At 69.8% G+C, this 23,965-nt stretch carries 19 protein-coding genes and 4 pseudogenes; 15 read left to right on the forward strand and 8 right to left on the reverse strand.

Annotated elements, in window-relative coordinates; all coding sequences use genetic code 11:
• Positions 1–581 precede the first annotated feature (581 nt).
• From QQS16_RS40265 to QQS16_RS40275, 3 genes and pseudogenes are all read right to left on the reverse strand, one after another.
• Positions 582–2,075, reverse strand: coding sequence for a hypothetical protein (locus tag QQS16_RS40265; RefSeq protein ID WP_286067601.1), 1,494 nt, complete (start codon positions 2,073–2,075; stop codon positions 582–584).
• Positions 2,076–2,248: 173 nt separating this feature from the next.
• A complete protein-coding gene (locus tag QQS16_RS40270) occupies positions 2,249–2,548 on the reverse strand; it encodes a DNA ligase-like domain-containing protein (protein ID WP_286067603.1) in 300 nt (99 codons plus the stop codon).
• A gap of 29 nt (positions 2,549–2,577) precedes the next feature.
• A pseudogene (locus tag QQS16_RS40275) lies at positions 2,578–2,696 on the reverse strand (IS630 family transposase); the annotation flags it as partial.
• 102 nt (positions 2,697–2,798) lie between these two features.
• Here QQS16_RS40275 and QQS16_RS40280 point away from each other — a divergent pair.
• Together QQS16_RS40280 and QQS16_RS40285 are read left to right on the forward strand one after the other, a co-directional pair.
• Positions 2,799–4,621 (forward strand): annotated as a pseudogene (locus tag QQS16_RS40280) (RHS repeat domain-containing protein); the annotation flags it as partial.
• Between the two features lie 5 nt (positions 4,622–4,626).
• The gene (locus QQS16_RS40285) at positions 4,627–5,097 is read left to right on the forward strand and encodes a hypothetical protein (protein WP_286067605.1); all 471 of its coding nucleotides are present in this window, start codon (positions 4,627–4,629) and stop codon (positions 5,095–5,097) included.
• A gap of 256 nt (positions 5,098–5,353) precedes the next feature.
• On the opposite strand, the gene QQS16_RS44135 is transcribed toward QQS16_RS40285, so the two are convergent.
• From QQS16_RS44135 to QQS16_RS43660, 4 genes and pseudogenes are all read right to left on the reverse strand, one after another.
• On the reverse strand, positions 5,354–5,758 hold the full coding sequence (locus QQS16_RS44135; protein ID WP_502963972.1) for a recombinase family protein: 405 nt from the start codon (positions 5,756–5,758) through the stop codon (positions 5,354–5,356).
• 270 nt (positions 5,759–6,028) lie between these two features.
• A complete protein-coding gene (locus QQS16_RS40295) occupies positions 6,029–6,745 on the reverse strand; it encodes a gamma-glutamyl-gamma-aminobutyrate hydrolase family protein (RefSeq protein ID WP_286067606.1) in 717 nt (238 codons plus the stop codon).
• Positions 6,746–6,751: 6 nt separating this feature from the next.
• A complete protein-coding gene (locus QQS16_RS40300; RefSeq protein ID WP_286067607.1) occupies positions 6,752–7,042 on the reverse strand; it encodes a hypothetical protein in 291 nt (96 codons plus the stop codon).
• A gap of 34 nt (positions 7,043–7,076) precedes the next feature.
• Positions 7,077–7,832 (reverse strand): annotated as a pseudogene (locus QQS16_RS43660) (ATP-grasp domain-containing protein); the annotation flags it as partial.
• A gap of 1,339 nt (positions 7,833–9,171) precedes the next feature.
• On the opposite strand from QQS16_RS43660, the gene QQS16_RS40305 reads away from it, so the two are divergent.
• The 8 genes from QQS16_RS40305 (at position 9,172) to QQS16_RS40340 (ending at position 16,700) form a co-directional block, all read left to right on the forward strand.
• Positions 9,172–9,693: a hypothetical protein gene (locus QQS16_RS40305; protein ID WP_286067608.1), complete on the forward strand. Its 522-nt coding sequence runs from the start codon at positions 9,172–9,174 to the stop codon at positions 9,691–9,693.
• 121 nt (positions 9,694–9,814) lie between these two features.
• The gene (araB, locus tag QQS16_RS40310) at positions 9,815–11,497 is read left to right on the forward strand and encodes a ribulokinase (RefSeq protein ID WP_286067610.1); all 1,683 of its coding nucleotides are present in this window, start codon (positions 9,815–9,817) and stop codon (positions 11,495–11,497) included.
• A 64-nt stretch (positions 11,498–11,561) separates the two neighbouring features.
• The gene (gene araA, locus QQS16_RS40315; RefSeq protein ID WP_286067611.1) at positions 11,562–13,079 is read left to right on the forward strand and encodes an L-arabinose isomerase; all 1,518 of its coding nucleotides are present in this window, start codon (positions 11,562–11,564) and stop codon (positions 13,077–13,079) included.
• 49 nt (positions 13,080–13,128) lie between these two features.
• The gene (gene araD / locus QQS16_RS40320) at positions 13,129–13,854 is read left to right on the forward strand and encodes an L-ribulose-5-phosphate 4-epimerase AraD (RefSeq protein WP_037683737.1); all 726 of its coding nucleotides are present in this window, start codon (positions 13,129–13,131) and stop codon (positions 13,852–13,854) included.
• A 413-nt stretch (positions 13,855–14,267) separates the two neighbouring features.
• Positions 14,268–14,441 carry a winged helix-turn-helix transcriptional regulator gene (locus QQS16_RS40325; RefSeq protein ID WP_286068150.1) on the forward strand — a complete coding sequence of 58 codons (174 nt, stop codon included), beginning with the start codon at positions 14,268–14,270 and terminating at the stop codon, positions 14,439–14,441.
• A gap of 194 nt (positions 14,442–14,635) precedes the next feature.
• A complete protein-coding gene (locus QQS16_RS40330) occupies positions 14,636–14,812 on the forward strand; it encodes a hypothetical protein (RefSeq protein ID WP_286067612.1) in 177 nt (58 codons plus the stop codon).
• Between the two features lie 629 nt (positions 14,813–15,441).
• On the forward strand, positions 15,442–16,239 hold the full coding sequence (locus QQS16_RS40335; RefSeq protein WP_286067613.1) for a helix-turn-helix domain-containing protein: 798 nt from the start codon (positions 15,442–15,444) through the stop codon (positions 16,237–16,239).
• 107 nt (positions 16,240–16,346) lie between these two features.
• Positions 16,347–16,700: a peptidoglycan-binding domain-containing protein gene (locus QQS16_RS40340; protein WP_286067615.1), complete on the forward strand. Its 354-nt coding sequence runs from the start codon at positions 16,347–16,349 to the stop codon at positions 16,698–16,700.
• A gap of 202 nt (positions 16,701–16,902) precedes the next feature.
• On the opposite strand, the pseudogene QQS16_RS40345 reads toward QQS16_RS40340, so the two are convergent.
• Positions 16,903–17,581, reverse strand: a pseudogene (locus QQS16_RS40345) (phosphotransferase enzyme family protein).
• Here QQS16_RS40345 and QQS16_RS40350 point away from each other — a divergent pair.
• The 5 genes from QQS16_RS40350 to QQS16_RS40370 all read left to right on the forward strand — a co-directional run bounded on the left by QQS16_RS40350 (position 17,474) and on the right by QQS16_RS40370 (position 23,845).
• The gene (locus QQS16_RS40350) at positions 17,474–18,460 is read left to right on the forward strand and encodes a chorismate mutase family protein (RefSeq protein ID WP_286067617.1); all 987 of its coding nucleotides are present in this window, start codon (positions 17,474–17,476) and stop codon (positions 18,458–18,460) included. The pseudogene QQS16_RS40345 and the gene QQS16_RS40350 sit on opposite strands and share 108 nt — an antisense overlap.
• The gene (gene pabB / locus QQS16_RS40355) at positions 18,457–20,544 is read left to right on the forward strand and encodes an aminodeoxychorismate synthase component I (RefSeq protein ID WP_286067618.1); all 2,088 of its coding nucleotides are present in this window, start codon (positions 18,457–18,459) and stop codon (positions 20,542–20,544) included. Before QQS16_RS40350 ends, pabB begins: the two co-directional genes overlap by 4 nt.
• Positions 20,541–21,419: a prephenate dehydrogenase/arogenate dehydrogenase family protein gene (locus QQS16_RS40360; protein WP_286067619.1), complete on the forward strand. Its 879-nt coding sequence runs from the start codon at positions 20,541–20,543 to the stop codon at positions 21,417–21,419. The genes pabB and QQS16_RS40360 overlap by 4 nt, the downstream gene beginning before the upstream one ends.
• 90 nt (positions 21,420–21,509) lie before the next feature.
• On the forward strand, positions 21,510–23,189 hold the full coding sequence (locus tag QQS16_RS40365; protein ID WP_286067620.1) for a class I adenylate-forming enzyme family protein: 1,680 nt from the start codon (positions 21,510–21,512) through the stop codon (positions 23,187–23,189).
• A 29-nt stretch (positions 23,190–23,218) separates the two neighbouring features.
• Positions 23,219–23,845, forward strand: a complete 627-nt coding sequence (locus QQS16_RS40370) for a mycothiol-dependent nitroreductase Rv2466c family protein (RefSeq protein ID WP_286068151.1) — start codon at positions 23,219–23,221, stop codon at positions 23,843–23,845.
• Positions 23,846–23,965: the final 120 nt, after the last annotated feature.

Here is a 23,965-nt window from a genome sequence, read left to right on the forward strand (position 1 = left end):
GCGTATGTACTGACAGGTGTCTGCCTCGGTCAGGCGCTGGCCGCGATGCTCGTGGCATGACCAAAACGAGTGTCCCGATCACCGTCTTCGCCTCACCCTGGACTGCGACGTGTTGACCTTGCCGGGAGCCGACCTGCGCATCGTCACCTACACAGCGGCCCCGGGAACCCGCGGCGCCGACCAACTCGATCTCATGCGTGCGTCCCGGCTCAGCGAAGCCCGCTGACAATCGGGGCGTTGAGGAACTCGTTCGGCATCTGGCCGTTCATCGCAAACATCCTGCGGGGTGCTGGGAGTTCTTCTTCGCCGCGCTGCCCTGGGCGCATGGTCGGGGCACCTCCAGATGCCAGCAGTCCAGGGGCGGTCTTCTGATCCTGGGTCGACTGAATCGAGGCACGCGGCGGCCGGCCACCCGGTTCGACCGAGGCACCTACCGCCGCCGCAACGTCTCGAGCGCGGCTTCAACCGCCTCAAGCCGTGGCGCGGACTGGCCACTCGCTATGACAAAACCCGTGAGTCCTACCAAGCCGCCGTCACCATCGTCTCAGTCCTGCTCTGGACCTGACCGCTGAAGACGATCTCTACGGCTGCGACAGGGCCTCCCGGACAGCGTCGATGCCGAGAGCCAGGTCCGCATGGAAGCTCTGGTGGAGGTCGAAGTCCCGGGTCATGTCGACGTAGTAGCCGTCCGGCAGGGTCGACTCGGCACGCGAGAGGTCGCTGTTCAGTCGGTCGAGTTGGTGGATCATCCGGTGAGTGTCGCTCAGGGACTGCGTGAGGGCCTCGGCGAGCGGGCCGCCGAACTGAGGGGAGCCGTTCCCACCGGGCCGCTGCAACGCGCGCAGCGCCGCCCGCACCGCCGCGCGCCGGAACTCGGCCAGGGCGAGAGCCGCATCGATCCCGTCGTAGGAGACCTCGTTCGTCCAGGGGCCGTCATGGGTGAGGCCCGACGCCAGGAAGCCGACGCGGCGCGGGACGTCGAGGTCCTGTACCGCGTCGAACATCGGCGCGGCGAGCGCGGCGTCCTGTGCCAGTGCGATCGCGAAAGCCTGGGCGTCCTCCCTCCGGAACCCGTCCCTGGTGGCCTGTGTACCGGACCTCTCGGCCTCCCGCCGGAACCGCTCCACCTGAAGGGCGAGCACCGCTCCGAGCCGTACAGCCGCCAGCTCGGCCGTGGGAAACCCGCCGACCGCGGCCTCGCGGCCCTGTGTGTCGAACCGGGCAAGGCCGGCCGCGTACGCCCGTACCCCGGACGGCGCGGGCTCGGCGGGGGAGTGCAGCACGGGTGCGCCGAAGGGCGGCACGGGGAGCGGGGAGCCGAGGTTCCACAGCGGCGGCACAGGGGCGCGGCGACCGGTGGCCCGGTCCGCACGAGTGGAGCCGCTCACCTCGTCCAGCCCTGTCCGCAGGTCGAGTACGGGATCCAGCGCGGCGGCCAGCTCGCCCAGCAGTTCCGCGAACCTGACGTCTGCTTCCGCGGACCCCTCGGCCGCCCCGGACCCCTCGGCCTCCCCAGGCGCCTCGGCACCTCTGGCCTGCCGTGCCACCGTCTCCGCTCCGAGCAACTGGCCGACGTGGCGCAGGGTGCGGTGCACCTTTGGCATCGACAGGCCCAGCTCGTACCCGATCGCTCCCGGCGCACAGCCGGCCAACCGATGGGCGGTAACGTTGATTTGACGCTCGTTCAACTCTCTCAGCGGGGCGAGCACCACCGCCGTCCGGGCCTGCGCCAAGGCGTCGGTGCTGCCCTTTCCCAGGAGGGCGGGCACCGTCCCGTGCGCAGGGTGCAGCACCCCGCAGCCGCCGCCGACGGTCATCCGGCACGTCCAGGCCCGCAGCGCCTGCGCGGTGACCACGGGGGTCCTGGTGTTCTTCGCGGCCTCGGCCGCGTTCGCGCCCAGCAGGTCCATCCAGCGCCGGGCCACCGTCATCGAGTCTTGGGCCAGTCGCGCCGCCTCCACCAAGTCCGCGCCCCGCAGCAGGCACAGGGCAACGAGCGGCCCCGCATGCGCCCGGTAGTAGTCCCCGAACTCGACCCCGCTGACGGACGCCGTACCCGCCGGATCTGTCACCATTAGCCCAACTCCCGCGTGGTTATCACCACTTGTAGTGTCCGCGGAGTTCAAGGTAATGGCTCGACGCGCGGGGACGGACCGCCACGCCCCCTGGATTCGGCGAGGGCAGTCGCGTGGGCGATGCGCGGCGCAGCGGGACCCGGGTCAGCCGCCGAGGCCGGGTAGGTCGGGTACTACTCGACGCCCGAGACGTGCTGGACCACGGCAGGCGCCCGTCCTGGTCGTGCCGACCGAGGAGCAGGGTGCGGGTGTGGCCGGGGAGCCGGTGACCGGGCCCACGATCGCTCCTCGATATGCCGCACTTTGTACTTCAGCCACCCACGCGCCGACGCCTGGTACGGGCTGTCCAGCCTTCTGAAGACGATCCCCTCCAGGCCCACAGCCGTCCAGGACAGCTCCTGCGCCACCTGCTCAGGCTCGGTGGTCGCCGGGCACAGCGTCCACGGCGCCGACAGCCGGCGCGCTGCGGTCATGGATTCCAGCGCTGCCCTGCGGCGCCGGTATTCAAGTTGTCCCAGATGAGCACGATCGGGGCGCCGAGCTGCTGGTGGGCGGCGATCAGCAGGTCGCGGTACTCGGTCCAGGTGAACTGCGTCTGCCGCCCCGATTGTGGTCGACATGCCACCCGGCCCGACGGAAGCGAGCTGCGCTGTGCGGGGCTTGCTCGGACTGCCCACACAGTTTCGCGGGCCGGACGGCACCCGCTGGCTCCAAGAGTTCGACGAACGCGGCAACCGCACTGCCGTCACCGATCCGGCAGGCTCCACCACCCGCTACGCCTATGACGACCGGGGCAGGCTTACCACTGTCACCGACGCCCTCGGCGCCACTACCACCGTTCGTTGCGACGCCGCTGGCCTGCCGGTGGAAGTGACCGACCCGGCCGGCGCCACCACCCGGCTGGAACGCGACGCTCTGGGCCGCACGGTCCGCATCACCGACCCGGTGGGCGGCATCACCTGCCTCCAATGGGACGCGGACGGCAATCTCGCTCGCCGGACTGCCCCGGACGGTTCCACCCAGTCGTGGACCTACGACGGCGAAGGCAACTGCCTCAGCCACACCGACCCGGCCGGCGGCGTCTCCCGCTTCGAGTACACCCACTTCGACCTGCCGGCCGCCCGCACTCGGCCCGACGGCACTGGCTACACGTTCGAGCACGACACCCACCTATGGTCTACCCAGGTCACCGCCCCCCAGGGGCTTACCTCGACCTGGACACGGCCGGCCGAGTCACCGCCGTCCACGCTCAGGACTGGACCGAGCACTACGCCTACGACACCGTTGGCAACCAGACCGAGGCGTCCTGGCCCGCCTCCCACCCCGGCCACGAGGCCACCGGACCGCGCACCTACACCGGAACCACCCTCACCCGCGCCGGAGACGTCCGCTTCGAGTACGACGCCCTCGGCCGGGTCGTCCTGCGCCAGAAAACCCGCCTCTCACGCAAACCCGACACCTGGCACTACGCATGGGACGCCGAAAACCGCCTCACCTCCGTCACCACCCCCGACGGCACCCGCTGGCGCTACCGCTACGACCCCCTGGGCCGCCGCACCGCCAAACAGCGCCTCGCCGACGACGGCGGGAGCATCGCCGAGGAGATCCGTTTCACCTGGGACGGCACGACCTTGTGCGAACAAACGGTCCACACGCCGGACCTGCCGCATGTGATCGCCTTCACCTGGGACCACCGCGGCCTGGCTCCGCTGTCCCAGACGGAACGCCTCCTCACCCCGGACGACCGCCAGGAAGAGATCGACCGGCGCTTCTTCGCCATCGCCACCGACCTCGTCGGCACGCCCACCGAACTCATCGACGAATCAGGTCACATCGCCTGGCGCGCCAGGCGCACCCTGTGGGGGACCACCGCCTGGACCCGCTCCAGTACCGCCTACACCCCCCTGCGCTTCCCCGGCCAGTACTACGACCCCGAGACCGGCCTCCACTACAACCTCTTCCGCCACTACGACCCCGAGACCGGCCGCTACACCTCCCCAGACCCCCTCGGTCTGGGACCCGCACCGAACCCGGTCACCTACGTACACAACCCGTTCACCATCTGCGATCCGCTCGGCCTGTCGCCCTACTCGCGGTTCAAAGGACTAGGCTGGCTGACCGAGAAGCAACTCCAACGCCCGTCGTTCCGATACCAGCAACTCGTCACCGACCAGAGCTACGAGCAACAGTGGATCCTGCCGGACGGCCGGGAAGTCCACATCGACGGCGGTCCACGCGACGGCTGGGTCACCGAAGCCAAGTGGACCGGCGGCGACAAATACGGCGAGTGGGAAAAATCCCCGTACAACCCCGCTTCTGACTTCTACGACGAGAACCGGCTCACCACCCAGACCGAGAAGCTGCTCGCCCTCAACGAGGACCTCAAGGGCAAGGGAGTCCGCTATATGGTGTCCAACGAATGGGGCGCCGCGCACGTGAACGAGGTGCTGTCCAAGGCCTTCCCCGAGGCCTACGCCAGCGGACAGCTCAAGGCCTATCACGTGCCCGGCAACGGTATGAGTGGAATGAGTTCATGGCTGCAGTGACCGCAATGCTTCAAGAGCTCCGCGACCTGGTCCCGCTGACCATCGAGGGCGCGGCGGAAAAGTTCGCCGTCCAGGGCTGGACGCCCGGCGGCAAGCCCCGCGACGGCGTGGAGACGTCCTGGCGCAAAGACGGCATCCGAGGATGGACCCAAAAATTTCACAGCGGAGCCGTCCGCACTTCCTTCGCCGTCTGGATCCGCGACGTCGACGAGTCCGGCTACTTCGACGACCTGGACGCCGTCTACGAACAAGGCGAGCAGGAATTTGCCACGTTCCTCCCCGAGATCGAAAACTCCCCGCTCGCCGGCCACCTCGCCCAGACCGAGCTGACGGATGAGGACAAAGACGAGTTCATCGCGGCGCGCAAGTGGATCCTTGACGGGCGGACCCTGACCGCCGGTGTCGTACAGCAGGACACCGACCTCCCTGTGATGGTCGTAGTCGTCCTGGAAGAACCCGCGCCCACCTCAGCGTGATCCGGGACCCGAGACTCGGATCGCACGATGACTGACACACCTCGCCACCGTCCCCGGTCCGTCCCTGGCGGACTGAGGACGGGGCGGGGCCGGTGGTGCGGACGTGGCCGTGCGCGGACCCGCCGGCGCTGTGGGTGTTCTCCTGCGGGGCGTGGCGGCAGGCGACCGTCACCGCCCGCCAGGACCGGCCGGAGGGCCGCATCGTCTGCCAGGTCCTCCCCGACCCCGACGGCTCCGGAATCTCCACCCACCGCTGCTACCCCTGGCCGCACCCGGCCCTGCGCGTCGCCCACCGCGGCACCGCGCCACCGAGCCGGGACGCCGGCCGCGGGGGAGGCCTGCCCCGCCCGCCACGTGCTCGACGCTCCCGCTCAGTCGGACCTGCTGAGACTCCGAAGCACCCAGCTGCCCTGCTGTGGAGGGGGCGGCGTACGCGGCGCGTCAGCGCCAGGTGGATCCGGTGGAATGATCTGCGCTTGTTCGTGCAGGCGACCACTTCCTCGGTGGCGACGCTGGGGCGCCCGCCGACCCGGCCGCGGGCGCGGGCGGCGGCCAGGCCCTCGTTGGTGCCGATGACGATGAGCTCGCGGATGAACTCCGCCAGGGCGGCGAAGACATGGAAGACAAGTCGGCCGCCGGGGGTGGTGGTGTCCGGGTTCACACAGGCCAACCCTGTCCTGCCTTCCGACGTTGCTGACAGCATTCGAACCGCTCGCGCCAACGGATGGACTCCCGAGAGCTCCGGCTCTCCATTCCATCTCGACCAGTCGGAGGGCTTCGTCTCCTTCCACTGACTCGCTCCGCGCAGAAGGACTCACCGACCGCGTGATCGGTGAGTCCTTCTGCTTTCCGCTCCCCACATTCCCCAGTTGGTCCACTCCGTGAACCAAATGGGGCGAAGAGCAGCACTGGGGAAAATTCGAGATCGGCATCAACGGCGAGGGGGATCTCGGCCCGCGGCAGCATGAGCAGGGGCATACCGTGCGGGATGGCCGACACTGATCGCCTCGAGCACACCGTCGGGCGCCACGGCCTCGACACGTACGTCGTCCGGGAGCGCGCAGACCACCTGAAAGTGCTGGGAGTTGACGGGTACGGCGGTCCCGGCGAGCTCCCCGGGGAGCCCGGCGAGGAGTCCGCCCGGCCGGATGTGCACGGGGTGCGCGTCGGCCCAACGGTCGCCGCCCGCCGGACGCGGCGTGAAGCGGTGGACGGCGGTCTCGGCGCCCTCGGTGTCCCGCAGCGCCGCCCCGGCCGCCACCCCGATCTCCTGCATGCCGCGGCAACTGCCGAGCACCGGCAGGTCCGGCAGCTCACGGGCGCGGCGCAGCAGGGCGAGCGCGGCGGCGTCACGGTCGGTGCCGTACTCCCGCCCCTCGGTCTTCGTGCCGGCCTCCGTGGTGAAACGCGGGTGGACGAAGGAGCCGCTGCCGGGAAGGACCAGCCCGTCGAGGTCGTCCAGGGTCGCGGCACCGGCCTCGTCGGGCGGGACGACGAGCGGCAGCACGCGCGCGTACCGCAGCAGGCTGTCGGTGAGGACGTCGCTGACCCGGGAGTAACTGGTGCCGTTGGCGCGCTGCTTGCGGCAGGCCAGGACGCCGACGACCGGGAGGTCCGGCGGATGCGCGGAGTTCACACGGTCCGGCACGCGGGCCTACCGTCCCGCCCGGTGGCGGAGGTCTTCGAGGATCGCCGGGATCGTGTCCGGGTCCTGTGCCGTCACCACCACGACGACCTCGTCCTCGGGGGAGGGCCACTCGGCGGCGACCCGTACGGCCGGGTGTTCCCTGAGGCGGGACAGCAGTGCCGGGAGGTCGGCGTCGGCGGGTGCCGGCAGCAGGTGCATCGCCGCGGTGGTCACGAAGGCGGCGGGGTGCGGCAGTTCGCCGTCCGCCAGGGTCTCGACGAAACGAGCGGTACGGGTCTGCCGCGCCGTCGGTGGCAAGGGGCACGAGGTGGGAGTTGATCAGGTCGCCGCCGAGCCGTGCGCCGATCTCCAGGACGACGGGGCCCTCGGCGGAGTAGCGCAGGTCCACGTGGAAGCCGCCGGTCTCGATGCCCACGGCGCGCACCGCGCGTTCGGCCGCCTCGTGGACCCGCACGAGCTGTTCCGCGGTGAGCGCGGAGGGGACGACCGTGGTGGTCGTACGGAGTTCCCCGGGGGCCAGGTACTTGTCGGACACGGCGAGGATCACCACCTCGTTCCCGTGCACCAGCCCGGAGACCGAGTGCTCGCTGCCGTCGACGAGCTCCTCGACGAGGAAGGCGTCGGAGTCCGCGTAGTTGAGGGACGTCAGCTTCATCAGCTCGTCCGGTTCCGGGTCCGCGTCGAGCACGACGGAACCGCGGCCGCCCGAGGAGTGGGCGAGCTTGAAGATCAGGGGAAGGCCGAGTTCGCCGACCGCGGCCTTCAGCTCGTCGGCCGTGGTGCCGGTGCGCCAGCGGGGGTTGAGACCGTGCGGTTCCAGTGCTTGGCGCTGCGCCGCCTTGTCGAGGCACACGGCGGCCGCGGTGACCGAGGGCCCGCGCAGGCCGAGCGCCTGCGACACCCTGGCGGCGATGTCCACGTACCGGTCGCCCCAGCACAACACCGCCGCGGGCCGGTGCCCGCCGTCCTGTGCCTGTCGCAGGGCGCGGGCCGCCACGTCCGCGGCGGGCTCCGTCCGGGTGAAGGCGGCGATCCGGTCGTCGGGCAATCCGAGATGGCCGAGGCCGGTGTCGGAGTGGACGTACACGGCGTGGCCCAACTGTGCGGCGGCGTCGATCTCGGGCTGCCACTCCAGGGGGGGAGCGGCGCAGGCCGAGGTGGAGGACGGAACGGTCGGGGGCCATGGGAGGGCCTTCCTGGGTTCGGTGTGCGGGCGGGAGGGGGGATGGGACGAGAGCGGAGGGTGTCACAGTGCGGCCGCGGCGGGCGCGTGGCGCCGCTGGTACCCCGTACGAATCTTTCGCTCGAAATGCTGGCCGACCACCGCATCCGCGTCCAGGGATTTCGGGTTGACCTCGTGCGGCCATGGCCACTCCAGGTCAGCCCTGCCTCTGATGGCCGGCGCGCATACGGGAGACCCCGGCGGCCCGGGGGGCCGCCGGGGTGCGACGGAGGTGTGAGGAGGTGGCGGGGGAGAAGGGAGACGCCGGCGCGTCCGGCCATGAGACGTTTCTGCAGCGTGACGTCGGTGATCCGGCCCTCGTTGACCCCGGAGTCGTAAGGGGTGGCGATCCCCTGGGCGACGGCATGTCGGTTGGAGATCCATACGCCCAGCTTCACGATCACCGGTTCCCTCTCGCCGTCGATCGCGATCGTTCGCTGTGGCCGCGCGGCACCGGTCGGGCGCCCCCCCCTCCTTCCACTGCGGCGCGGGCAGACCCGAGGTGACCCTGGGCAAGCCCGTTGTCGGTGGCGGCTGCGTGGTGGTCAGTTGTGGGATGGTGACCACCACGATGGTGGTGACCACTGCGGCGACATTCGCCGTTGACCTGCACCCGCCGCGGGCAACCCGCCTCGGTGCCGGTCTGGGACCGTGTGCCGGGCAGTATCATGCCGCAGCCGGTGCGGCATTTCAGTGGCGCGGGGGCTGCTCTCTCATGGCCTCGGCCATCTGCAAAATGTCGTATCGGCACCGCGGGCTGGTCGGGCAGCGGTGAGGGGCTCACGTGCAACGGGTCTGGCACCTGCATCAAGGTGCCGGACAACATCATGAGCGGCATGAAGTCGATCAGCGTCTCGATGGACTCGCAGTTCCGTGCCGCCCAAGCCGCACTGGCGGCGAGAACAGGCCCAGGGCGAATCGGAACTGAACTGGTCAGTTCCATTGACGCGCTCCTGGCTGAAACCTATCTTTCGATCATAGTTCGCAGTACCGCACGTTGTTCGAAATATCGGACTGCGGCCGTCGAAGGGGGCAGCACATGTTCCGCACCCGCCACTGGTCCACCGTTCCACGCTCTGGCGAAGCCTCCGGCAGGAGACCGGCGACATCTACGGCTGTCGGCCCGCTCTTCACATCCCGGACCCTCGCTACCCGAGGCGCCGGTGCCCTGGTCCTGGACTCCGGTGACAGGGCCGCCTTCGACGTGTTCGCCCCGGCCGACGGCTACTGCACCGTGCACGCCGACTACGCCTCCACCGCGAGCAGCGCGCTCGGACTGGACGGCGACACCGCGCTGCCGTTGGCCTCCACCAGTGGCAGCCTGACGGACAAGGCCCTGAAGCTGTACCTGTCGTCGGGCGACAACCGCATCACCGCCGCCGGCCCGTCTGGCGGCAGCCTCACCCTGCGCGACCTGCGTGTCACCAGCGGCATCGACGCCACGGGTGCCACGACCTGCCAGGCCGAGGCCGCCACCCAAGCCGGAGCCGCGGCTGTCGCCAACGACACCTGGGCCTCCGGCGGCACGTACGTGGGCAGTATCGGCAACGGCTTGGGTCAACGCCCTCACCTTCCAGGTGAACGCCCCTGCGGCCGGGCGCTACGTGATGAAACGTGCGCTACGCCAACAACCAGGTCTCCGGGTCCGGCAACTGCAACCTTCAGTACCTCCTCCGCCTCCGCACCCGACATCGACAAGGTGACCGCCGCGCCGCTCAGTGGCTGACTCGCCGCCGGCCGGGGTCTGGCGCAGACCCCGGGCCAACTTCCCAGCTTTCCAGATCTCAGCTTTCCCCCTTGTCCAGAAAATCGAACGACGTACGAAATATCGAACGGAAGGGCGACAGATGGTGAACGCCGAACACGCGGAACAGCCGCAGTCCGACACCTACGTCATCGGAGTCGACTACGGGACGCTGTCCGGACGGGCCGTCGTGGTTCGCGTGTCCGACGGCACCGAACTCGCCTCAGCCGACCACCCCTACACCCACGCCGTCCTCGACCGGGAGCTGCCCGACGGGACCCCGCTGCCGCCCGACTGGGCCCTGCAGGTGCCCTCGGACTACATCGACGTCCTGCGTATCGCCGTACCCGAGGCGCTGGCCCGGGCCGGTGTGCGGCCGGAGCAGGTCATCGGGATCGGTACGGACTTCACCGCCTGCACGGTCCTGCCGGTGCTCGCCGACGGCACCCCGCTGTGCGAACTGCCGCACCTCACCGGCCGCCGGCACGCCTACGTCAAGCTGTGGCGCCACCACGCGGCGCAGGCCCAGGCCGACCGGATCACCGACCTGGCCGCAGAGCGCAAGGAGCCGTGGCTGAAGCGGTACGGCGGGAAGATCTCCTCGGAGTGGGAGTTCGCCAAGGCACTGCAACTGCTGGAGGAGGACCCGGAGCTCTACGAGCTGACCGACCGCTGGATCGAGGCCGCCGACTGGATCGTGTGGCGGCTGTCCGGCACCTACGTCCGCAACGCCTGCACCGCCGGTTACAAGGGCCAGTACCAGGACGGCACCTACCCTTCCTCCGAGTACCTCGCCGCGCTCAATCCCGGCTTCGCCGACTTCGTGACCACCAAGCTGGACCACCCCATCGGTCAACTGGGCGACCTGGCAGGCACGTTGACGGCCGAGGCCGCCGCGTGGACGGGTCTTCCCGAAGGGATCGCGGTCTGCGTCGGCAACGTCGACGCCCATGTGACGGCGCCCGCCGCCACGGCCGTCGAACCGGGCCGGATGGTGGCCATCATGGGCACCTCGACCTGCCACGTCATGAGCTCGGACCAGTGGGCCGAGGTCCCGGGCATGTGCGGCGTCGTCGACGGCGGCATCCTGCCCGGCCTGTGGGGCTACGAGGCCGGGCAGAGCGGCGTCGGCGACATCTTCGGCTGGTTCATCCGCACCGGCTTCGCCGAGTCGTACGCCAAGGAGGCCGCCGCGCTCGGACGGAACGCACACGAACACCTGACGGCACTCGCGGCCGAACAGCAGATCGGCCAGCACGGACTGATCGCTCTGGACTGGCAGAGCGGCAACCGCAGCGTCCTGGTCGACCACGACCTCAGCGGAGTCCTGGTGGGCCTGACCCTGTCCACCCTCCCGGAGGACGTCTACCGGGCGCTGCTGGAAGCCACCGCCTTCGGCACCCGCACCATCATCGAGACATTCGAGACCGCGGGCGTGCCGGTCCACGAACTGATCATCGCGGGCGGCCTGACGAAGAACGCGCTGCTCATGCAGATCTACGCCGACGTCACCCGCCGACCCCTCGGCGTGATCGACTCCGCCCAGGGGCCTGCTCTCGGCTCGGCGATGCACGCGGCGGTCGCGGCGGGGGCGTACCCGGACATCCGGGCCGCCGCCCGGGCCATGGGCAAGGCGCGCGCGGGCGTCTACCAGCCCGACCCGGAGCGGGCCGCGGCCTACGACCGGCTGTTCGCCGAATACCAGCTCCTGCACGACTACTTCGGGCGCGGCGCCAACGAGGTCATGCACCGACTGCGCCGGATCCGCGCCGAGGCGTCCGCCTGAGCGACTCCCTGTGCCCGACGGCCCCCGCCTCATCGGTGGTCGTCACCCTGAAAGGAAAACCCTCATGAACACCAGCACCATCCCCTACCTCGAGCACGAGGTCTGGTTCCTCACCGGAAGCCAGGGCCTGTACGGCGACGACGTCCTGCGTCAGGTCGCCGACCAGTCCCGGAGCATCTCCGAGACCCTCGGCCGCCCCGGCAAGCTGCCGGTCAGGATCGTGTGGAAGCCGGTCCTCACCAACGCCGAGTCGATCCGGCGGATCTGCCAGGAGGCGAGCGCCTCCGACACCTGCGTGGGCGTGATCGCGTGGATGCACACCTTCTCACCCGCCAAGATGTGGATCGGCGGACTCAGCGTCCTGGACCGGCCGCTGCTGCACCTGCACACCCAGTACAACCTGTCGCTGCCCTGGCCGAGCATCGACATGGACTTCATGAACCTCAACCAGGCCGCCCACGGCGACCGCGAGTTCGGCCACATCGAGTCCCGTGTGGGCATCGACCGCAAGATCGTCGCCGGGCACGCCACCGACCCGCGAGTCATCCGACGCGTTGCGGCCTGGGCCCGCGCCGCCGTCGGCCGCCACACCTCGCGCGGCCTGCGCCTCGCCCGCTTCGGCGACAATATGCGCGACGTCGCGGTGACCGAGGGCGACAAGGTCGAGGCTCAGCTGCGGTTCGGCTTCTCCGTGAACACCTACGCCGTCAACGACCTGGTGGCCGTCGTCGACGCCGTCGAGGACAAGGCGGCCGCCGAACTCGCCGACGAGTACGTCGAGTCGTACGACGTCGTCGCGGCGCTGCGCCCCGGCGGCATCCGCCACGACTCCCTCCTCTACGCGGCGCGTATCGAGGTCGGCCTGCGGACCTTCCTCACCGAGGGCGGCTTCACCGCCTTCACCACCAACTTCGAGGACCTCGGCGGCCTGCGCCAACTGCCCGGCCTCGCCGTCCAGCGGCTGATGGCCGACGGTTACGGATTCGGCGGCGAAGGCGACTGGAAGACCTCCGCGCTGCTGCGCACGATGAAGGTCATGGGCGCCGGGCTGCCCGGCGGCACCTCCTTCATGGAGGACTACACCTACCACCTCGGCCCCGGCACCCCGCGCGTCCTCGGCGCCCACATGCTGGAGGTCTGCCCCTCCATCGCATCCGACCGCCCCCGCTGCGAGATCCATCCCCTCTCCATCGGCGGCCGCGAGGACCCCGTCCGCCTGGTCTTCGACGCGGCGCCCGGAAAAGCGGTCGTCGTCGGCCTCTCCGACCTCGGCGACCGGTTCCGGCTGACCGCCAACGCCGTGGACGTCATCAGTCCCAGCGAGCCGCTGCACCGCCTGCCGGTGGCCCGCGCCGTGTGGAAGCCCCGCCCCTCTCTTGCGGAGTCCGCCGAGAGCTGGCTTCTCGCCGGCGCCCCGCACCACACCGTGCTCAGCTCGGCCGTCGACATCGAGACACTCACCGACTACGCCGCCATGACCGGCGTCGAGCTACTCACCATCGACGAGACCACCAGCATCGAGCAGTTCGCCAAGGAAGTCCGCTGGAACGCCGCCTACCACCGCCTCGCCCAGGCCCTGTGACAGCGGTGCAGCCCAAGAACCGGATCCGTATCCAAGGAGACGACGACCGATGACCGTACGAGTCCGCGACGGCCTGCGCCAAGAGGTGCTGAACGCGAACCTGGCCATCCCTCAGGTCGGCCTGGCGACGCTGACCTGGGGCAATGTGAGCGGCGTCGACCGTGAGGCGGGCGTCTTCGTCATCAAGCCCTCCGGCGTGCCCTACGAGGATCTCGCCCTCGACCACCTGGTGACCGTCCGCCTGTCCGACGGCGAGGTGGTCGACGGAGACCTGCGCCCCTCCACCGACACCGAGACCCACCGCTGCCTCTACCTGGCCTTCCCCTCCATCGGCGGCGTCACCCACACCCATTCCACCCACGCCGTCGCCTTCGCCCAGGCCCGCCTGGAGATACCGGTGCTGGGGACCACCCACGCCGACACCTTCAACGGCCCCATCCCCTGCACCCCCGACCTCACCGCCGAGCAGTGCGCGAAGGACTACGAGTACAACACCGGCCGCGTGATCGTGGACATGCTTAAGGAGGACGACCAGAAGGCCGTGGAGGTACCCGCGGCCATGGTCGCGGGCCACGGCCCGTTCACCTGGGGCGCCACCGCCCGCAAGTCCCTCGAACACGCCATCATCTGCGAGGCCGTCGCCGACATCGCCCTTCACACCCTGGCCCTGTCTCCGACCGCCCCGCCGCCCCCGCACCTCCTCAACCGCCACTACACCCGCAAACACGGCCCCGACGCCTACTACGGCAACCCCACTCCCGCACCGGCCGGATGAGCGCAGCGGCCGTCCCCGCACGCCGGCGGACGTCGTCCGTCCTCGCCGCGGTCCCGCACCGATCGTCCGGCAGGCCCTGTACGTGAACCGCTCCGGGTCTGATGGAGGCTCGATCCTCCCAGGGAAACGAGCCTCCATCAGACCCGGAGCGGTTCATTCGAGTGCTGCCCGGTCAACACCGGCCCTCGACTCGTTGACCGTGATCACAGCGGGGCACAGATTCCGTGCGGCGCCACCAGCAGTGCGTGGCAAGACTGCTCGCCGAACGCGCCGGAGCCTGCGCGTTGGATGCACCTCGTGGTGGACGGGCCCTGGGCTGACGCTGATCGTGCGGGAGCTGCTGACCGGCCCGAAACGCTTCCGAGCTGCGCGCCGCGCTACCCGGGATCAGCCCCAAGACCCTGTACTCAAGGCTGCGGCGATTCGTCCTCACCGGGCTGGTCACCCGCACCGCCTACCCGGAGATCCCACCCCACGTGGAGTACCAACTCACCCCGGCAGACGCACGACGTGAGGTCGTACTGGCCACCATGGGCGCCTGGGCCGAACAAGACCTTCCCCGCACTGGAACTCTTCAGAGTTCTTGACGCCGGTGGATGCTAAGCGGCGTCCGTGGACGCTCAAGTCGGTTCATTTGTCTTCCCCTGGTGTCGGTCATTTGCCTTCCCCTGGTGTCGGTTCGAGGTCTGGCAGGGGCTTTCATGCCGTCCGGACGCCGCCCGGACTCACTGCTTGTTCCGGAGCCCGCACCGCAGCGAGTGTCCTTCCGTCGACGAACCACATGTTCGGCGAGGACGACTCCAAGGTCCGCACCGGCACCCTGCCCCGCGCCATGGCCTCCCCGCGCAACCTCGCCATCAGCGTCTTCCGCCAGGACGGCCAGACCGACATCGCCGCCGCCCTCCGCCACACCGGCCGCGACTACCACCGGCCCCTACGAGCCGTCGGCCTCACGTGACGAACCCAGACGGATCTCGATCACGCAATGACCTGGGCCCGCGCCTACCCCACAGGTTTACCCGCACGTACGCCACAGGTTTACCGAAAACTCCTACCAACATGGGATGGCATCGAATACGTGGAATGCCAGGCTCTCCCCTCGAGAACAGCGACGGCGCCGTCAAGTACGGGGCTCGGATACTCCCGGCAAGTGGTCCTACACGTACTGTTCGGGTCACGGAGGCGTAGAGATCGGGTGGCGGGAGTTCAGCTGGATTTCTGGACCGAATGAATTCCTCACGCTGACGCGGTGATCCGAGGCAGGGCTTCCCGGCAGGCTGGGTGTTCTTTCTGCCCACACCGGTCAAGAGCGGTGCGGGTGGTCGGGATGGGTGGGGCAGGCAACGACGTTGAGTTCGCCGAAATCGGCCCACGGTGTTGTCGGTGGGTGGGGCGAAGCTTCATGGGACGGGGCGGCCCCGCAGGCTGAAATGCGCCTCACGCAGGCCGATTGGCGGCATTCAAGCTGTGCGAGGTGAAAGGAGATTCGTGGCACACGAAAGCTTGCCCTCTCCTGCGGTTGGCTCAATTGGAGAGGCTGGAAACTGGCAGGCCGTCGAGCGCCGGGGACCCCGGGGTCTTCCGGGTGTGCTGGCCTACCGCGGATTCCGGATCGATGATCCGATGTCCCGGCCGCGGCTGGAGGTTCCCGACGGCTGCGTCCATCTGGTACTAGGTTTTTGCGAGCCGGTCTCGGTGGGCCGCGTCGGGGACACGGACGAGGCCGCGACTCCGTTCGTGTCCATGGTTTCGGGTCTGCAGCAGAAGCCCGGGCTGGGCAGTCATGGCGGCCGGATCGAGGGGATCGAGGTGGCGTTGGCCCCTTGGGCCGCGCTCGGCTTGTTCCGGACCACGATGCACGAACTCACGGACGCGTATGTGGCCGTCGAGCAGCTCTCACGTCCCTGGATCGGCCGCTTGGCCTCGCGGCTCGCCTCCCGCAGCAGTTGGGACGAGCGGTTCGCCGCTTTGGACACGGCGCTGGCGGACGAGTTCGCCGACTGGCGTGCGACCTCCGAGATCCGGCACGCGTGGGCACTGCTGCTGCGTCGCGACGGCGCCGTCACATCGACCGAGCTCGCCCGGGCAACGGGGTGGAGCGTCCGCCGGCTTCAGGAGAGGTTCCGCGACGAAGTCGGGCTGCGCCCGAAAGCCGTGTCCCGCATTCTGCGGCTTCAGCGGGTTCTCCGATCGCTGGATGCAGGAACTTCCCTGTCCTGCATAGCCCAGGATTCCGGCTACTCCGACCAGTCCCACCTCAACAAGGACTTCAGGTTGCTGGCCGGATGCACGCCCACGGAATTCATGCGTGGGCGGAGCACCGTGCGACCGGGCCCTCCTCTCGGTCGCGCTCTCGGGCAGTTCAACAGCAGCCAATTACTCTGAGCCACTTCGGTCGCTCGCGCTTTCTTACTAGACCGGATACGGGCGCGGCGAGCAGGGTGAGGCGTTGTTCGGCCCACGATGGGCCGACCGAATCCGGAGGTATCCGCATGCTCGCACTGTCCCGAAAGCTGACCACCGCCGCGGCCGTCGGCGCCCTGGCCCTCGGCGGCATGGTCGCCTTTGCCCCCACCGCGTCCGCGGAGGACCTCTGCAACCACATCTCGGACTCGTCTCGTCCGACCGTGTACGTGAATCAGGACGGACCGGCGACGAAGCAGGTCCAGTGCCTGATCAACTATTACAGTGGATTCCCCACCTGGCTGACCGAGGACGGTGACTACGGCACCAACACGTACAACGGCATCAAGTGGGTGCAGCGCTGCAACGGTCTCCAGCAGGACGGGATCGTGGGCTCGAACACCTGGAGCCGCCTCTACAGCCCCAAGGCCGCCTGTAAGTGACGGCAGTACCTCGGCTCACCGCCGCTGCCCTGCACCCGGTTTCGTCGGGCGCGGGGCAGCGCGTCGATCGGGCGCGGGGCAGGCGCTCTCCTGAGCTTTCGTGCGTGATGTCGCCAACAAGCTCTATGAGCTGGGGTCATGTCCTGTCGCCGAGTGACACCGGCGAAAGATCATCAATCATGGCCGGAGGTCGGAGGCGAGATCAATCGCCGAGCAGGGCGTGCATCCACTGGTCTTCGCGCTGCTCGATGTATTCGGCATCGCTTCGCCAGGCGTCGCCGTGGCCCTCGGTCCACAGGGTCGCCCAGGGCTGGACGCCCCGGGCGGCCTGCTCGCGCAGGAAGTCGTGCATGGATCGCGTGCGGCGCCCGAGTAGAGGGACCAGCCGACGGCGTTCGGCTTCGTCGAGGCCATAGGCGTCGGCGAAGACGCGCAGCCGGTCTGCGGCGTCGGGGGCGTTGCCAGTCCGGATGGGCGGACAGTGGAATGAACCCGTGCATGGCATACGCGACGTCCCCCAGGCGGGAACCGGGGCCGGCGGTGTCCCAGTCGATGAAGGCCCACTGGGTCTCGCCTGCGACCACGAGGTTCCACGGGGCCAGATCGTGATGGGCGATGATGTCGCTGTCCTCAGCGGGGATCAGCACCTGCCAGTGCGCGTCAGCCGGTGGTGTGAAGCCCTGCACGGCGTCGTGGAACTCCCGGATCAGCCCTGCCACCGCGGCTAGTTTCCGAGCGGACCCGAGCAGAGAAAACCGATCGGGCCAGACCACGTGGCCCTGCATGAAGGTCAGGACTTCACGGCCCTGGTCGTCGATGCCCAGTGGGCGAGGCGCCGCGCGGAACCCCACCTCATACAAGTGGGTCAGCAAGGCGTGCACTGCGGGAGTCCACGGTCCGGTCGGGCGGCGAACGGTGTCTCCGACGCGGACCACACCAGCGCTGACGTTCCCACCGGACAACGGCTGTTCTTCATTGTGCTGCACCGCGCCAGCATGTTCGATCAGCTCACCATGTTTCACCCCATTATTTTTGATCATCACCTGGTGTCGCTCGGTGGGGGGAATGGTCCCGGTTCACAAGCGGGGACGCCGAAGGTCAGCATCGGGCGGGTGAAGACGGGCGTCGCCGACCTGGCCGACGACGCTCCGGTCAACTGGCTGCTCGAATACCTGTTGCACACCCGTTCCCTGTGTGCGCGTACTGTGCTGCGACAGCGGATCACGGCCCGCCCCTCACCGCCTTTCCGGCGCATCGGCGGGTGTGGAATTCGGCCCCCCGGATCCCCGGTGTGCGGTCACCCGCAACCGGGGATCCGGGGGGCCGAATGCACCCTTTGTACCCATATTGATCTCCGCACTGTGTGCACTGCAGGGATCCGAGCTATCGAGCCGCTGGCGAGACCGGTGACGCGGAGGGCACAGTTTCGGTCCGTGGAGAACGCGGGAGGGGTATCCATGGGGGACAGATCGAGAGCCGGCATCACCATCGACGGCCTTCGAGCGGAGCTCGACGCGATCGACGAACGATTTCTGGAAGAACTGCGCGCCCGCATCGAGAAGTGCGTCGAGATAGGTCACTTCAAGCGGGAGAACGACGTGCCGATGTTGCAGCCGCACCGCATCGGCATCGTGCAGGAACGTGCCGCCCGGTTCGGCGAGAAGCACGGGATCGACCGGGCGTTTCTACGGAAGCTGTACGACCTGATCATCGAAGAGACGTGCCGCGTCGAGAACGAGGTGATCGGGGACTCCTCATGAGGACGCTGCTGATCGACAACTACGACTCGTTCACCTACAACCTCTACCAGTTGCTCGGAGAGGTGAACGGACGACCACCGGTCGTCGTCAAGAACGGCGCTGACTGGTCCCGGCTGCGGCTCGAAGAGTTCGACGCCATCGTCATCTCACCCGGGCCCGGCAGGCCCGACCGCGAGCGCGATTTCGGCATCAGCGCCCGCGCCGTCCTGGAGAGCGGACTGCCCACCTTGGGGGTGTGTCTCGGCCACCAGGGCATCACCTACCTGTTCGGCGGCACGGTGGGCCTCGCGGCCGAGCCCATGCACGGCCGGGTCTCCGCGGTGCACCACACGGGCGCCGACATCTTCGCCGGGCTCCCGAGCCCGTACGACGTCGTGCGCTACCACTCGCTCGCCGCCACCAGCCTGCCCGACGAGCTGGAGGCCATCGCCTGGACCGCGGACGGCGTGGTCATGGGCGTACGGCACACCTCCCGGCCGATCTGGGGCGTGCAGTTCCACCCCGAGTCCATCAGCAGCGAGTACGGCCGCGAGCTGCTGCGCAACTTCCGCCGGCTCGCCCTGGCCCACACCAACGGGCGGAACCGGTCGCGCTACACCGTGCACGTGCGCCGGGTGGACGTTCAGCCGGACACGGAGACCGCCTACCGCACGCTCTTCGCCGGGGACCCGCACGGCTTCTGGCTGGACAGCGGAGCCGTCATCGAGGGCCTGTCGCGCTTCTCCTTCCTCGGTGACGGCAGCGGCCCGCTGGCCGAGTACGTCAGCTACCGGGTGTCGGACGGCTATGTCACCGTGCGCAGCCCGGGCCGGCCGGACGCCGAGGGCGAGATCGTCGAGCAGGGCTTCTTCGACTACCTCGACGAGCAGCTGCGCGCGCGTGCCGTGCCCGTTCCTCAGGACCTGCCCTTCGACTTCAACCTCGGCTACGTCGGCTACCTCGGCTACGAGCTGAAGGCCGAGGCCGGGGCCCGGACGGTGCACAAGTCGGCCACCCCCGACGCCGCCATGCTCTTGTCCGACCGCATGCTCGCCGTGGACCACCTCGAAGGGGTCAGTTACCTGCTGGCGCTGTCGGCCGACGGCGCGGACGACGACGCCCGGAGCTGGCTGGAGAGAACCGAGGAACGGCTGCGCCAACTGCCCGCCCACGGCCCTCGGGAGAGCGGAACGGCGCGGTTCTCCGGCATCGGCATGACCGACCCCGCGGCGCGCGGCGTCATCCGGATGCGCCACGACAAGGACGCCTACCTCGAGCGGATCCACCGGAGTCTGGAAGAGATCCGGCAGGGCGAGACGTACGAGGTCTGCCTGACCAACTCGGTCACCATGGACGTCTCCATCGACCCGCTGACGACCTACTCCCATCTGCGCCGCGTCAGCCCCGTGCCCTACGGCGCGCTGCTGGACTTCCCCGACGTCGCGGTCCTCAGCGCCTCACCCGAGCGCTTCCTGACCGTCGGCACCGACCGGGTCGCCGAGTCCAAGCCGATCAAGGGCACCCGCCCGCGCGGGGCGACCCCGGCCGAGGACGAGGCGCTGCGTGAGGACCTGCTCAGCCAGGAGAAGGACCGGGCCGAGAACCTGATGATCGTGGACCTGATCCGCAACGACCTCAACGTCGTGTGCGAGGTCGGATCGGTGCACGTCCCGCGCCTGTTCCACGTGGAGACCTACGCTCCGGTCCACCAGCTGGTGTCCACCATCCGCGGCACCCTGCGCCCGGAGGAGACGGCCGTCTCCTGCGTCCGGGCCGCCTTCCCCGGCGGGTCGATGACCGGGGCGCCCAAACTACGGACGATGGAGATCATCGATCGGCTGGAGGAGGGCCCGCGCGGTGTCTACTCCGGGTCCCTGGGCTGGTTCTCGCTCGGCGGGGCCGCGGACCTGAACATCGTCATCCGCACCCTGGTGGCCACCGGCGACCGTGTCGGCTTCGGGGTCGGCGGCGCCATCGTGGCCCTGTCCGACCCGGAGGAGGAGTTCGAGGAGACCGTCGTCAAGTCCCGCGCGATGGTCACCGCTGTGCTGGCCACCGCGCTCGGACCGGACGCCGCGGCACCGTCCGCCGGGAGCGCCCCGTGATCGGCCGTGCTGTCGTCGTCGGCGGCGCAGGCGCCGTCGGCGCCCTGTTCACGCAGCGGCTGCTCGGCTCGGGCGTCGAGGTGACCGTCGTCGACCCCGCCGGACCCGGGCAGTCGGTGCCCCCGTCGGCCCGCCACCTCGGTGGCGACATCACCACCGTCGACGCCCCTCTCGCCGAGGAACTGGGCCGCGCCGACCTCGTCGTGCTCGCCGTGCCCGAGCCCGTGGCGGTCGCCGCCGTGCCCGGTCTCGCCGGAGCGCTGCGGCCCGGGGCGCTGCTGGCGGACACCCTGTCCGTGAAGCAGGCCTTCGCCCGAGCGGTGCGCGTCCACGCGCCCGGCGTCCAGGCGGTCGGCCTCAACCCGATGTTCGCCCCCGCCCTCGGCTTCGCCGGCCGGCCCGTGGCCGCCGTCGTCGTCCACGAGGGCCCGGCCGCGGGGGAGTTGCTGGAGCTGGTGGAGAGCTGGGGCGCGACCGTGGTGCGCGTCGACGCGGCCGGTCACGATCGGCTGGCCGCCGTCGGCCAGGCGCTGACCCACGCCGCCGTGCTCGGCTTCGGCCTCGCGCTGGCCGGCTCCGGCGTCCCCGCCGCCGACCTGCGCCCGGTCGCGCCCCCACCCGCGACCACCATGCTCGCGCTGCTGGCCCGCGTCGTCTCCGGCACGCCGGAGGTCTACTGGGACGTCCAGTACGCCAACCCCGAGGCGGCCGGCGCCCGCAAGACACTGGCCGACGGCATCCACCGGCTGGCCGAGATCGTCGAACGCGGCACCGAGGACGACTTCACCGCCGTGCTCGGCGAACTGCGCGCCTATCTGGGCGACGACCTCGCCCACCACCGCGACGCCTGCGCCCGGCTGTTCGCCCGGACCTGACGGGGCACGGGCCGCAAAACAGACGCGGCCCGACCGACACACAGCAGCGATCTGACCGACCACTGGCCGACCATGTCCGGAAGGTTTCTGATGACCACGTTCGCTCCCACCGTCCTCACCCCCGAGCAGCGGTCCGTGCTCGCAGCCGACACCACCGTGGGCGGCGGCAACCTGCTGCGCTCGGCGCTGGCCGTCAACCCGCACCCCGAGGTGCCGTTCCTCCACTCCAGCCGCCCGATGGCCACGCCCACCGGAGAGCTGAAGCAGGACTTCAGCCTGGCCGAGTTCGACGCGCTCGCGCAGAGCTGGTCGGCCTGGTACCTGGCGCAGGGTGTGCAGACCCGCGACCGCGTCGCGGTCTGGTTCGAGGATTCCCTCAGCTACTCCCTGCACTTCTACGCGCTCGCCCAGATCGGCGCCGTGGCACTGCTGATCAACTCCAACGCCTCGCAGGCCATCGCCACCTCGCTCATCGAGCAGACCACCCCGGTCGGCCTGTACGCCGACCGGGCACGGCTGGACCTCCTCGGCTCCGCCACCGCGGACCTGGGCCTGAAGTGGACCGCGTCCGTCGACGACCTGCCGGCCCCGCCGCTCGCGACGCTGCCCGACTCCGCGTACTGGAACCACCACGACGACGACCCGGTCGCGATCCTGCACTCCTCCGGCACCACCGGCCGTCCGAAGCCGACCATCCACACCCACAAGTCGATCGTCTCCGGGCCGAAGTTCCGCCTGATCGACCACACCGAGCAGCCCGGTGCGCTGATGATGACCGCGTTGCCCCAGTCGCACCTGGGGTGCATCGCGTACACCGTGTACGCGGTCCTCGGCGGCACCCCGATCGTGGCGCTGAGCGACGGCAGCGGCGCCGAACTGGCCGCCGCGGTGGGCAAGTACCGGCCCACGTCGGTGATGTCCTTCGCGCACGCCTACGCCGAGCTGGCCAACGCCGGCCTGGAGCCGGGCTCCTTGGACTCCGTCCACGTGTGGGTGTCCATCGGTGACGCCGTGCACCAGGCGCACATCACCAAGGTGCTGTCGCTGCGCAGCCCGGGCCTGAAGCCGGCCGCCTTCTTCGACCGGCTCGGCACCACCGAACTCGGCTGGGGCGTCCTGCTGAAGGTCCGCACGCTGAACAGCGAGCGCAACGACCGCTGCGCCGGGAAGCCGGTCGGCGTCGCCGAGGTCACCATCCTGCGCAAGGACGGCAGTCACGCCGACGACAACGAGGTCGGCTACCTGGCCGCCAAGGGCCCGGCCATCACCCCCGGGTACTGGGGAGACTCCGACACCACCTACCGCTTCAGACTCTCCGGCTACTGGCTGCCCGGGGACATGGCCTACCGCGACTCCGAGGGCGACTTCTTCCTGGTCGACCGCGCCGCCGACGCCATCGAGACGGAAGACGGAATCGGCTACTCGGTGTTCATGGAGGAGGTCATCCTCAACGACGTGCCGGACACCGGGGACGTCGCCGTCGTCGCCGGCCGCCGCGACGGCAAGGTCGTGCCGGTGGCCGTCGTCACCGTGGGCCAGTCCGCCGTCGAGCCGGAGAAGCTGCTCCGCCAGGCCAACGAGGCGCTGAAGGCCGCGGGCCACCCGCTGCTCGGCCTGCTGGAGGTCGTGCCGGACGAGACCGGCATCCCCGTCGGCGTCACGGGCAAGGTCCTCAAGCGCCGGCTGCGCGAGCAGTACGCCGACCTGGCCGCCTACGCCCGGCAGAGCGAGGGCCGCCTGCTCGCCGTCCACGAGGGGATCGCCGCGTGACCGACGTCCCCACCCCCGCCACCGCCCCCGTGCCCGCCTCGGGCGCCGGGACGGACACCGCCAAGGTCGACTTCTACTTCGACCCGGCCTGCCCCTTCGCCTGGATCACCTCCCGCTGGATCCTGGAGGTGCAGCGGCACCGCGCCCTGGACCTACGGTTCCGGCTGATGAGCCTGTATGTGCTCAACGAGGGCCGGGAGCTGCCGGACTGGTACCGCACCCTGGTCGACAACTCGCTCGCCCTGAACCGGATCTGCGCGGCGGTCGCCCATCACCACGGCGAAGAGGTCCTGCCCGGCCTCTACACCGAACTCGGCACCCGGATCCACAACGGCGGCAACAAGGACTACCTCGCCGTGGCGGCCGAGGCGCTGGCCGCCCGGAACCTGCCGGCCTCGCTGCTGGCGGCGGCCGACACCGACGCCTACGACGCGCAGCTGCGCAAGAGCCACCACGAGGGCATGGACCCGGTCGGGGAGGACGTGGGCACGCCCACCATCCACATCGACGGAGTCGCCTTCTTCGGTCCTGTGCTCCACTCGATCCCGCGTGGCGAGGAAGCCGCCCGGATTTTCGACGGCGCCCGCGCCCTGGCCAACTACCCGGACTTCTTCGAGCTGAAGAGGACCCGGACAGGCAGCCTCCGTTTCGACTGAGGCACCCGCCGGGCCGCTCCCGCCGCAAGGGGGGAGCGGCCCGGCCGTCACCACCGACGTCCGCGCCCGCGTGGACACGTGCCGCACAAGCACCCAGATACCACCCGAACCACAGGGGGA

Source organism: Streptomyces sp. ALI-76-A (genome assembly GCF_030287445.1).
Lineage (GTDB): Bacteria > Actinomycetota > Actinomycetes > Streptomycetales > Streptomycetaceae > Streptomyces.